Here is an 11,432-nt window from a genome sequence, read left to right on the forward strand (position 1 = left end):
ACACTTTTTGACTATAATGGTCAAAATATAACAGCAAAAGGCTTATAATGCATCATGTGGTCATTCTTGGCGGAAGTTACGGCGGCATTGCAGCCTTGAGAAGAGTGCAGATCAACAGAGATGTCCGGGTCACCCTTGTCGACCACCACCCTTATCACTATCTTCAGACAGAAGGCTATGAGCTTATTTCGGGAGATACTTACTTTGACAAGACCATCGTCAATCTCTCTACACTGTGTGCCAACTACGAGAATGTCACATTCAGACACAGCAGTGTAGAGCATATTGATCCCGAAACAAAGAGTGTACACCTGAGTGACGGTATCGAGATGTACGATACACTGATCATCGCACTGGGAAGTGTAACCAAACGCTTTCAGTGTGACGCCAGAGTCTACAACTACTCCAGCGGAGCAAAAAGCCTGCGCGGTGCCCTGAAGCTCAACCGCTTCTTTCAAGATGAACTTTACAAACGGCTTGAGTCAGCCAGGTATGCCAAAGAGAACTTCAACATCATTGTTGGAGGTGCAGGACTCTCAGGTGTCGAGATCGCAGCAAGTATGCAGCACTTTTTCAACCACTACTACCGAAGCAATACCCTCTCGTGCGAAACACTCAATATACACCTCATTGCCAGCAGAGAGACCATTCTTTTCGGTATGCCTCGGAAAATCATTGAAACAGGTACCCGAAGACTTGATAAACTCAGTGTGAACATACATACAAACTGCCGTATCAGCGCCATTGACGGGCATGAGACAGTCATGAGCAACGGGGAGAGGATCCCTTTTGACTTTATGATATTTGCAGGGGGAACGACTATCAACCCCGTACTGGAATCTTTGAATACCAAAAAGAATGAAAAGGGACAGTTCCTTGTCGATGCATACCTAAGATCGCTCTGCTATGAAGATATCTATATCATAGGTGATGCTGCCTGCCTCAAAGACAAAAGAGGCAATATGCTCCCTCCTACAGCCATGACTGCCATTGAGAGCGGCAGAGATGCGGCAGAGAACATCATACGTACACTGAAGAAAACAGCTCTGAAAAGAGCCAACCTGAAGATAAAAGGGATCGCCATTGCCCTTGGCGGAAAATATGCAGTGATCGATCTGAAATTCATCTATGTTTCCGGATACAGTGCATACCTGATAAAAAAGTTCATCGAGAAGATCTATAAATGGCCGCTGTGGTGGCTTACCTACAAGGGGTACAAAAAAATGAAAGCCTGCAAGCTGGGTTAAAGAAGTGCGATCATACTCATAAACCGTCCGCTGCAGCCTTGTTCTTTTCGGTAGGAGAAGTACCTCTCTACTTCGCACGCGGTACAGATGCCGCTCATCTTGATGTTCTCTTTTTGCAGTCCGCTATCCAAAAGCTGCTGTTTGTTGACAAAAGAAAGATCCAGCATATATTTGTCTCCCCTGGTCGTAAAAGCCTCCCTCAGATCAAAAAAATGCTGTGCGACTTCCTCTCCTACTTCATAACAGCACTTTCCTATTGCCGGAGCAATACCGGCAACAATGTTTTCAGCGCTGCACCCAAATACCTCCTGCATCTTCCGTACCGTTTTGGCAACGATCTTTGACTTCGTCCCTTTCCATCCGGCATGGACGGCAGCTGCTACCTCTTCTTCAGGGTCATAGAGCAGCACCGGCACACAGTCTGCTGTCAAGACACAAAGCACCACACCCTTCTGATCCGTAATAAGGGCATCACAGTCTGCTACGGCACTCTCCTGACTCTCCCACCCCCTTGTCTCTTTCTTAGTAACAATATGGATGTTGTCACTGTGTGTCTGATCGGCAACTACAAAACACCACTCGCGACTGACACCAAAAGATTCGGCGATCATCTTGCGATTGACAGCGATCTGCTCCTTTTCTTCTCCCGTATGCAGTGCAAGGGAAAGACTGAAGGGCGCTGATGTATCCTTCATAGTGACAGCATGCATGCATCCGGAAAACCGCTCCAGGTGTTCAAAACGGTAGAAATCAACCATAGTTTTCATTTTAGAACTTCCCTTAAATCTTTACGATATAATACCTAAAAATTTTAATTGGAATCGCACAGATGAACGCATGGTTTGACTTTGACAAACGTATCTTCAAATACTTCTCATACTCTTTAATGATACAGCTGCTGCCCATCTTTGTTATCTCCTCTTACCTCGTTTACGAGATCAATCAGCGTCTTTTCAATAAGCAGATGGTCTACTACTTTATCGCATTCATTGCTTTTTGTATTGTTGTTATTATCCCGTGGAGACGTATTATGTGGTGGTTTGCACCACTCTTTTATCTTATAAACCTCGGTATGTTGATCGCTGTTGAGTTTGTAGGCAAGACCATTCTTGGAGCCAAACGGTGGATCGAGCTGCCGGGTATCCACATTACCATTCAGCCTTCGGAGTTCATCAAGGTAAATGTTATTATGATGCTGGCCTACCTCATCAGTAAAAAGCCGCCGCCGGAAAAAGGGTATGGGCTTTTCCAGTTCCTCAAACTCTCACTGATCATTGTCATTCCTTTTCTTGTCATCGCCAAAGAACCGGACCTCGGTACTGCACTTGTACTGCTCATTACCGGTTACGGTATTCTCTTTCTTATCGGTGTGAACTGGAAGATCTGGGTTGCCCTTGCCATTCTTGCCGGGGCAGGCGCTCCTGTGATCTACCAGTACGGACTTAAACCATACCAGAAAAAGCGTATCCATGATATGCTCAACAAACCAAGCTATCAGGTACGTCAGGCACTTATTGCCATTGGAAGCGGCGGAATGGAGGGTAAAACCAAGGAAGAGGCCACGCAGACACAGCTGAAGTTCCTTCCGGTCTCTTCCACAGACTTCATCTTCGCCTACCTGGGAGAGCGTCTTGGTTTTAAAGGTATGGTCACGGTCATTGGACTCTACATCCTCCTCATCTTCAATCTGCTCTATATTTCATGGAAATACAAACGCGACTACCTCATCAAAACCTTCGCCGGAGGACTGGCCTTCCTCATCTTTGTCTACATGGGTGTCAACATCTTCATGATCATCGGTCTAGCTCCGGTCGTGGGACTCCCCCTGCCTATGTTCAGCCACGGAGGAACTTCTTTCATTATCTTTGCTGTAATTTTCGGAATTCTGCAAAATTTAATTGCTTTTAAAGACTACAGTCGTTATACTTCCGACGAAAAAATTGTAATGCAGACAAAAGGTACGCCAGTACCATAAACGGGTCTTTAGCTCAGCTGGTTAGAGCACTCGGCTCATAACCGAGTGGTCCGGGGTTCGAGTCCCCGAGGACCCACCACCTACAACCTCAAATACACCCCTAAAATACGTTGTTTCAGTGTTTCTATAGATTTTTGTTTTTTATTTTGGCAACCTATTGGTAACCAATTATAGATAATTTTTGATTCGCCCATTCAATAATAGCTTGCTATATCTAACGGTCTTATATCCATTTTTTCCCTTTCTTGTCATCACAACTCCCCTCTAAAAGCCCTGTCTAAAATAGATGCCTTCAAATCTTTGAGGTGCTGCATCTTCTCCTGCTGCACCTGTTTCAGTTTCTCTGTCTTTTGGGAGAGTTGGTCGAGGTATTGGACGGTTTTTTGTTGGGTTTTTAGGGGTGGAATTATTACAGGATATTCTCTCATTGTTTTTAATGATACATTATTTATGGTTGATCCTGTTGCATTTTCTCTAATATATTGTTGGAAATCACCATTTTTAACAACATATACAATATAAAACTTATCTATATTGTCTTTTAAATTAAAATAACATGCACTTTTACCCAAAACACATTTTTCATGATTATATAAAGCAACATTTCCGATTGTTCCATTTATTGAAACTAAAACCGTTTTATCATTTAAGTCTTTTTTATATTTTTCATATTCTGATTTATTTATTTTTTTTGTATTATCTTTAATAAAAATTTTATTGTCCAATAAATTTGCACCATTTATAAAGTAATAATCACCAGTTTCATCATACTTAGGTGTACCGTGTAAACCATCACCAAGTTTTGTAACTATATCTTTTAATACTTTCTTCTCATACCTCTCCTCCAACTCCCCAAATACCTCATTCAACACAGACCCCATCAATGCCTCGGCTTCGTCGATGTTCTGCTGATGCAGGGCGATGGCTTGGTCTATCTTGGCAAAGAGACTGTCAAGCTTGGCAACGATGCGTTTTTGTTCTTGGAGGGGTGGGAATGGAATCTTAAAAGCTTTTAAACTTGTTTTACTTACTTCCTTAAAAGTTGTCGAATTAGAAAGTAATGTAATCTCAGGAGTAAACCTATTCAATACATAAGCTAAATATTTATTTAATAAATCATCATTACAAATAAAATTTGTAAAACCTTGATTTGTAGATACTTCAATAGAGTTTATAGCTATTTTTCCAATAGTTGCTCTACTGCTATAAAGTACTGTACCAATTGGCAGAAGCCTTGCTGAACTTTTAGCTAATCCCAATTCAGTAATTTTATCTTTAGAAATGTCAACATCTACTATTTCTCCTATTCCCCCCAAATCGGTTGGGGATAACCAAATAATAGTTCCATTTTCCCAATACTCATTATTATTTCTTTTTGGAGTACCTCCTCCAATCAAAGTAGTTATATCTCCCAACTTCTTCCACTCCCACCCTTCAGGAAGCACATACAACTCACTCATAAATACACCTTTTGCACACCCGTAGGGGTATCCCCTTGTGGGTACCCTTTGAATCGACCATCCATAAAACAGATCTCTTTTTCATCATCTCGGGCAACCACAAGGGATGCCCCTACATTATCTGCCCTATGCATCAATATCTTTACCCTCCAAGATCATCTTGATCTCATCCATCAACCCATCTATCTGTGCATTGTTCGCTTTAATGCTCTCTACCAGCTCCAACGGTGCTTTGTGTTCTACGACCTCTATGTTGTTCGGGTTCTTTGCAGAGATGTCATAGTCTACTATGTCATTAACATTGACTATCCACGAGTTATCGGTGAGCTTTCGCTCTTTCCATACCTCCAAAAACTCTTTGAAATGCTCATACTGTATGGGCTTGTTCTTGGTAAGCTTGTATGGCGGGTTTACTTCGTAGTAGAAGATGTCCGATGTACTCCCCTTGCGGTCAAAAAAGATGACATTGGTCTTGACCCCGGAGTACGGCAAGAACACACCCGCAGGCAGGCTGAGTATGGTATGCACGTTAAAACGCTCTAAAAGCTCCTTCTTTACCGCCTGAAACGCCTTGTTCGTCTGAAACAGCACACCCTCAGGGATGACCACACCACATCTGCCCTCCAGTTTGAGGTAGTTCATCATGTGTTGAAGGAACAGAAGCTCTGTAGCGTTGGACTTAATGGGAAAGTTCTGCTGTATCTGCTCTTTCTCTTTCCCCCCAAAAGGAGGGTTTGCCAGTATGCAGTCATAGCGGTCTTTCTCCTCCAGCCCTCGAATGTCTTTGGTGAGGGTATTGGCTTTGGCAATGTTGGGTGACTCGATGCCGTGGAGTATCATATTCATCACACCCATCACGTAGCTCAGCGGTGTCTTTTCGTTACCAAAAAAGGTATCTTCGTTTAAGAATTTCAGCTGCTCCGTAGAGAGTTCTCTCTGTTTGTTCGCTTTCACATCTTCATAGCGTATATGATTGTAAGCATCTATAAGAAACCCACAAGACCCCGCAGCAGGATCATAGATAGTCTCACCTATCTGAGGATCTACCACATCGACAATGGTCTTAATGAGCGGTCGAGGTGTATAAAACTCCCCAGAGTTACCCCCATCACTCCCCATGTCCTTGAGCAGTTTCTCGTAGATGAGTGAGAGCTGAAACAAGTCAGCCTGAGAATGAAAGTCCATCGCATCAATGATGTCCAGCACTTCCCTAAGCGTATGCCCATTGGCAATGCGATTGTCAATAAACTCAAAAATAGCCCCTATTTTATACTTCACCGACTTCACATCTGCCGTGATGGACTTAAACCCTTTCAAGTACGGAAACAACTCCCCATTCACAAACTCCAGCAGATCATCCCCGCTCTGAGCATTCATTAAATCCAACTTACCCTTAGCATCTTTAGGACAAGCCCAAACATCCCAACGGTATTTCTCGTCTATGATGTAGGTATACTCCTTGCCATCAAGCTCCGCTTCTTCTGCCTTATTGATCTCAAGGTCATTGATGAATTTGAGGAAGAGTATCCACGAGATCTGCTCCGTGTACATCATCGCACCGCTGATGCCATCGTCTCTTCTCAGGATGTCGGTGATTCGGTTGATTTTGCTTTCCATGGTTGCCTTTTTATATCTATGGGTAAATTTTACGGTTTTTTATACATAGGTCGTAAGGTATGGGTAAATTATTGGTTTTTTTACCTATAACCATGTTAAATTTTTTTCATTTTTTTAACATAGACCGTTTGATATGTTAACTTTTTCGTGTTTTTTTAATATAACAAATTTAAAAAGATGTTATACTAACATACTTGTCTGCTCCTCCAGTGAAGTAAGTTTACTATAGTTTCTAATAAGCTTTAGTTTGGTGAGGATAGGTTGTACATTTACATAAAACTTTCAATATAATATTCTGCCTCACTACAACATTTCATATTATAAACTTCAAATCCAGATTGATTTTTTGACATATAATTTCCTCGAGTATCTTTCTGTACACTACCATGTTTAGAGAAAACAATATATTTAAAAATTAAATTATCAACATTTATATTATAAAATCTTTTTAAAATTGATTTTAAATAATCCACAAAGCAACTTGTGCTTTTAAATTGAGCTATATGACCTTTGCTACCATCTTTTAATTCGCAAATAAAGACATATTTATTCCCCTTCAATGTGGTAAATATTATTCCGTCATTACCTTTGTCTAATCCTTTTTTATCAGTAAAATAAGGACTTATTTTACTGATTTTACCACACTTAGCTTTTTTGGAATCTAACTCAAATGCAAAAGTTACATCTTCTGATTCAAAACCAACCAAATTAACTTTTTTACATTTTGCACTATTGCTAGACTCTTTTATTGAAAAACAATTTTTACCATTATGTCGTGAAATATAAAAATTTTTCAACTGTGCCTTATCAGAAATAATATCTTTTAATACACTATACATTTCTACTCTTCAATATTAAAATATATATCATCCATTGAACTAGATAAATCATTTAGTACTTTATCAAATGTATCCATCTCTATTCCCATATCATCTATAGGTGCTTTACTCAGGTATCCAGAACTATTCACATAAGCAGATATTTTGGCATAATCCAAATTGTCATGTTCTTTATATCCATATTTTTTAATAATTTTTTCTTTATTGGCTATATTATGCTTCAACCTAATTAAATTATTAAATTCTTTAATCATATAATCACTATGCGTAGTAATAAATACATAAATTCCTTTGTTGGACAAATGACTTAAAAGTCTAGTAATTTTTCTATGATTATCTGGATGTAAATTTAACTCAGGCTCATCAATCATGAGTAAATCACCTTTTTTTGCACTATGCTTTATGTAAAAGAATAACTCAACCAAAGATTTAGTTGCAGAAGAAGCAAAATACATAGGTATCTGTTTTTTATTTTTTTTAGTAGTAAAATATACTTCTTTATTTACAACTTTATAGCTCCCTTGTAAAATATCTGAAAAATATTTTGTTATCTCTCTATCTGAATGAAGATAGCTTTTTTCTTTTGAAATACTACTGGCTAAATCTCTTGTATAATCAATATTATCTTTCACAGGTAGAGCATATCTTGAAATAGTCTCTTCAAATATTTTAAAAGGGTTTATATCTTTTCCCTTATTTTTTGTAATATGCTCTACCATAACATTTTTATTGATATCTAGCTCTTTATAAAATAGTGAGATTCCCGTTCTTTCACTGGTAATGATAAAAGGATTTTTAAAATAATTACCAAAATAAATTTTTCCTAATGCCCTATTGATTCCCTGATCTAAAATAAAATGAGGAATTTGCCTTTTATTATCTGTTGAAAGTGTAGAGATTTCCAATAAATTACTATCTTTTTCTTTTTTAATTTGTAAAATATCTTTTTTAGAAGATGTTAATGTAGTATTGATTTCAGAATGAATATCAAGTATAAAATCATCAATAATTACCTCAAATAAACTCTCTTTGAACCATTCTGCATCCACACTAAAGACATTTTCTAGCATACCTGTATATCTATCTGATAAATCGTTTAATATTGTTTGAATATTTTTTTGAAAAACTGTAATATCCAAACTACAAAAACCATTTTCTTCTAATTCTTCAAATATTTCTTTTTTTAAATCAAAATCAATCAACTCTTGCCACATAGACAAAAAACCATAAATAGAATACGTTATATAGGTTTTTCCTGTATTATTCTGACCACAAATAATTGTTAAATCATTTAATGTGATTTCTGCATCCTCAATAAGCCCAATATTTTTTAATCTAAACTTCATCATATATATCCTTTTTTTATCACAACACCTCTAAATCCAGATTCTAACGCAAATTCAAACTTTTTGATGATATCTATCTAAACATAAGGTGAAACACCTGCTTATCTTTTTTTGTACCTTCATAAATAGCATTATCAATACACCATCCACTATGACAGCTGAGGATAAGGCATCAAAGTAAACTTTTTTTCATTATATCTTTTGCAAGCAAAGAGATAAATGTTTCTAGGTTATTAAATTCTATATCTTTCATAACTCTCCCCTTTTTATATTAATTTTTATTTTAACATATTTTATTAGTGGCGCAATAGCATCACCTATAAATCTCCCTCTGTAACCCAAAATACCCCTCACGGATATTGGCTGCACCTTTAAATGCCTCTTTGAGTTCGTTTCTGTCTAGTCCACTAAGCTTGATGAGTGAAGAGAGTTTGTCGCTCCCCATCTCTTTGACCCCGTCTTTCTCATACCGTTCCAGTATGAAGTTCAAAAACTCTCGTACTTTATGGTTATGATACTTCTCTATATACTTTCGATAATGCACAGCAAAAGCCCTCTCACTCCGTGTCTTGATGTCGAGGTTGAACGCCAAGTGAGCCAGTACATCATAGATGTCACTCTCTTGGGCATCAAAGATAGCTTTGAGTTCTTCTAGTTGGACTTCGTCTATCTGCATGGCTCTTAGCTTTTCCAGCAACTCTTCACGCTTTACAGGATCAGACCATAGCTCCCTGAGCTGTGCTTCATCGTGGAAAAACTTGTCGAGTATGCCTACCAAAAACTCTAAAAACTCATGGGTTTTTAGAGGGATGCCATCCTCTCCTACATAAGTGGTCTCTATGTCTATGACTTTGAGCTTTCTTCCTCGTATGTCGATGGTGACTTTCTCTTTTCTTTTAGCATCGCTTTTACCCTCCGCATCGGTATCTGAATCTTCTGAATTTCCATAAGGTTGCTTTGGTTCTTTGACCTTGTCTGCACCTTTGTCTCCCTCTACCGTAGTGTCATCTATCTGCTCTTGGGGCAGACCATCCCAGGCATCATCATAAAAGAGATTGGTCGCACCTACAAAGTCTATGATGGTAAAAAAGTCTTTGCCGTCAAAGACCCTTGTACCTCGCCCGATGATCTGCTTGAACTCTGTCATGGAACGGATGGGAGCCGTTAAGACTACATTGCGTACATTTTTCGCATCTACACCTGTTGTGAGCATCTTGGAAGAGGTCAGAATGGTCGGGATGTCTCTGTCGTTGTTCTGAAAGGCTTCGAGGTAGTCACGCCCTATCTCTCCCTCATCGGAGGTGACTCGGACACAGTAGTCATTGTCTTTGACTGTTTTGTACTTGTCTATGGCTATCTTCATGTCTATGGCATGTTTTTGGTTCACACAAAAGACGATGGTTTTGTCCATAGGGTTTATCTGTTCGAGTATGGTCTTGGCAACAAGCTCTGTACGCTTGGGAATGATGACCTGCTTTTCAAACTTTTCAAGTGTGACTATCTGCTCTTCCAGTTCACCTTGCACGATGTCGTTAGGGTTAAACTTATACTCATCGATGTTTGTCTTGATTCGTTTCACCTTGTAGGGCGTGAGGAAACCATCGTTTATCCCCTCTTTGAGAGAGTACTCATAGACAGGCTCACCGAAGTACTTGTACGTATCTCCATTATCATCTCTTTTGGGTGTAGCGGTGAGTCCTAAGTGTACAGCAGAAGAAAAGTGGTTTAAGATCTCTCTCCATGAGCTTTCATCGTTAGCACTTCCTCTGTGACATTCATCGATGACTATGAGGTCAAAAAACTCAGGTGGATACTGCTTGTAGTAGGCAGTGACATCATTCTCTTCATCAAATTCATCTGACTTACGCTCTGCTATGGACTGATAGATAGCAAAAAAGACATTGGCATTGGTAGGTACTCTGCCACCTCGTTTGCGTATCTCTTTGCCATTGACACGGACGATCTCTTTTTCCAGTGGGTTAAAAGTGTTAAAGGCTTGGTCTGCCAGTACATTTCTGTCTGCAAGAAAAAGCACTTTGGGTCGTCTCTGCGTACCTGATCTGCTCCATTTGGCTTCAAAGAGTCTATAGACGATCTGAAAAGCGATGTAGGTTTTGCCTGTACCTGTAGCCAAAGTGAGCAAGACTTTGTCTTTACCATCTGCAATGGCTTCAAGCGTTTTATCTACGGCTATCTGCTGATAGTAGCGTGGTTTCATGTTGCCTTCAAAATGAAAAGGCTGTTTGATGATCTTCTCTTTGACAGGGGTAATGGTAGGGAATTTTCGCTCAAAGAGCATCTGAGGTGTAGGGAAATTTTCTACCCAGTCGCCTTTACCTGTGCGTAAGTTATGTTCATAGATCTTATGCCCGTTGGTGGCATAGACAAAATCTATTTTGAGTTTTTGGGCATAGTTAATGGACTGTTGCAAACCGTCCAGAGGGTCTTTGTTCTCAGCTTTGGCTTCGATGATGGCAAGATTGGTATTTTCATAGGTGAGCAGGTAGTCCACATAATACTGCTTCCCGCGCTTCCCACCAATGAGCTTACGCCCATCCGTAAAGTAATATTCACGGACGATGTACGATTCTAGCCAATTGCTGGATTTGAGGCGAGGATCGATAAGTTTAGCTCTGGTATCTGCTTCTGTATATGCCAAATTTACCTCTCCCCAATTTGAAGTAATAATATATTCTATCGTAAAAATATGTAGAGTTCTTTATATTAATCTAAGGTTTATGATTATTTCATTCTTTCCCTCTGCCCCTCTGGCGAAGAGTAGGTTTTAGGGCAAAGCCTTAAAGTAATATATTTATTTTAAATTCGTTCTCAAATTCCAGTTTATTACTCCTGAATGGCATATACTACAAAACTTGAGTAAGGGAAACAAGTCTTCCAAAGAATTATTACAGCGTATAGCTCTGCAAAAGCATCAAAAGATAAACAAA

Annotated in this window: 8 protein-coding genes and 1 tRNA gene; 3 read left to right on the top strand and 6 right to left on the bottom strand. The window is 39.3% G+C overall.

The features are described from left to right. The first annotated feature begins 47 nt into the window (after positions 1-47). The gene (locus IMZ28_RS07000) at positions 48-1,247 is read left to right on the top strand and encodes an NAD(P)/FAD-dependent oxidoreductase (protein WP_197547875.1); all 1,200 of its coding nucleotides are present in this window, start codon (positions 48-50) and stop codon (positions 1,245-1,247) included. Here the strand turns inward: IMZ28_RS07000 and pgeF are convergent. After that, positions 1,244-2,014: a peptidoglycan editing factor PgeF gene (gene pgeF / locus IMZ28_RS07005; protein WP_232087434.1), complete on the bottom strand. Its 771-nt coding sequence runs from the start codon at positions 2,012-2,014 to the stop codon at positions 1,244-1,246. The two genes, IMZ28_RS07000 and pgeF, sit on opposite strands and share 4 nt — an antisense overlap. Positions 2,015-2,076: 62 nt before the next feature. Between pgeF and IMZ28_RS07010 the strand changes: the two genes are divergently transcribed. Both IMZ28_RS07010 and IMZ28_RS07015 read left to right on the top strand, forming a co-directional pair. Next, positions 2,077-3,222, top strand: coding sequence for an FtsW/RodA/SpoVE family cell cycle protein (locus tag IMZ28_RS07010; RefSeq protein WP_197547876.1), 1,146 nt, complete (start codon positions 2,077-2,079; stop codon positions 3,220-3,222). A 2-nt stretch (positions 3,223-3,224) separates the two neighbouring features. Next, a tRNA-Ile gene (locus IMZ28_RS07015) sits at positions 3,225-3,301 on the top strand. A gap of 172 nt (positions 3,302-3,473) precedes the next feature. Here IMZ28_RS07015 and IMZ28_RS07020 read toward each other — a convergent pair. From IMZ28_RS07020 to hsdR, 5 genes are all read right to left on the bottom strand, one after another. Beyond that, positions 3,474-4,682: a restriction endonuclease subunit S gene (locus tag IMZ28_RS07020; RefSeq protein ID WP_197547877.1), complete on the bottom strand. Its 1,209-nt coding sequence runs from the start codon at positions 4,680-4,682 to the stop codon at positions 3,474-3,476. A gap of 126 nt (positions 4,683-4,808) precedes the next feature. After that, the gene (locus tag IMZ28_RS07025) at positions 4,809-6,299 is read right to left on the bottom strand and encodes a class I SAM-dependent DNA methyltransferase (RefSeq protein WP_197547878.1); all 1,491 of its coding nucleotides are present in this window, start codon (positions 6,297-6,299) and stop codon (positions 4,809-4,811) included. Between the two features lie 269 nt (positions 6,300-6,568). After that, a complete protein-coding gene (locus IMZ28_RS07030; protein ID WP_197547879.1) occupies positions 6,569-7,138 on the bottom strand; it encodes a hypothetical protein in 570 nt (189 codons plus the stop codon). Between the two features lie 2 nt (positions 7,139-7,140). After that, positions 7,141-8,484, bottom strand: coding sequence for an AAA family ATPase (locus IMZ28_RS07035; protein WP_197547880.1), 1,344 nt, complete (start codon positions 8,482-8,484; stop codon positions 7,141-7,143). 313 nt (positions 8,485-8,797) lie between these two features. Further along, positions 8,798-11,143 (bottom strand): EcoAI/FtnUII family type I restriction enzme subunit R, encoded by a 2,346-nt coding sequence (hsdR, locus tag IMZ28_RS07040; RefSeq protein ID WP_197547881.1) that lies wholly within the window; start codon positions 11,141-11,143, stop codon positions 8,798-8,800. Between the last annotated feature and the right edge of the window lie 289 nt (positions 11,144-11,432).

Source organism: Sulfurovum indicum (assembly GCF_014931715.1).
GTDB classification, from domain to species: Bacteria; Campylobacterota; Campylobacteria; order Campylobacterales; family Sulfurovaceae; genus Sulfurovum; species Sulfurovum indicum.

Bases quoted from the DNA above. Each gene is read 5' to 3' on its own strand.
- IMZ28_RS07030 (WP_197547879.1), bottom strand. From the start codon at position 7,138: ATGTATAGTGTATTAAAAGATATTATTTCTGATAAGGCACAGTTGAAA.
- IMZ28_RS07020 (WP_197547877.1), bottom strand. From the start codon at position 4,682: ATGAGTGAGTTGTATGTGCTTCCTGAAGGGTGGGAGTGGAAGAAGTTG.
- pgeF (WP_232087434.1), bottom strand. From the start codon at position 2,014: ATGAAAACTATGGTTGATTTCTACCGTTTTGAACACCTGGAGCGGTTT.
- IMZ28_RS07025 (WP_197547878.1), bottom strand. From the start codon at position 6,299: ATGGAAAGCAAAATCAACCGAATCACCGACATCCTGAGAAGAGACGAT.
- IMZ28_RS07000 (WP_197547875.1), top strand. From the start codon at position 48: ATGCATCATGTGGTCATTCTTGGCGGAAGTTACGGCGGCATTGCAGCC.
- IMZ28_RS07035 (WP_197547880.1), bottom strand. From the start codon at position 8,484: ATGAAGTTTAGATTAAAAAATATTGGGCTTATTGAGGATGCAGAAATC.
- IMZ28_RS07010 (WP_197547876.1), top strand. From the start codon at position 2,077: ATGAACGCATGGTTTGACTTTGACAAACGTATCTTCAAATACTTCTCA.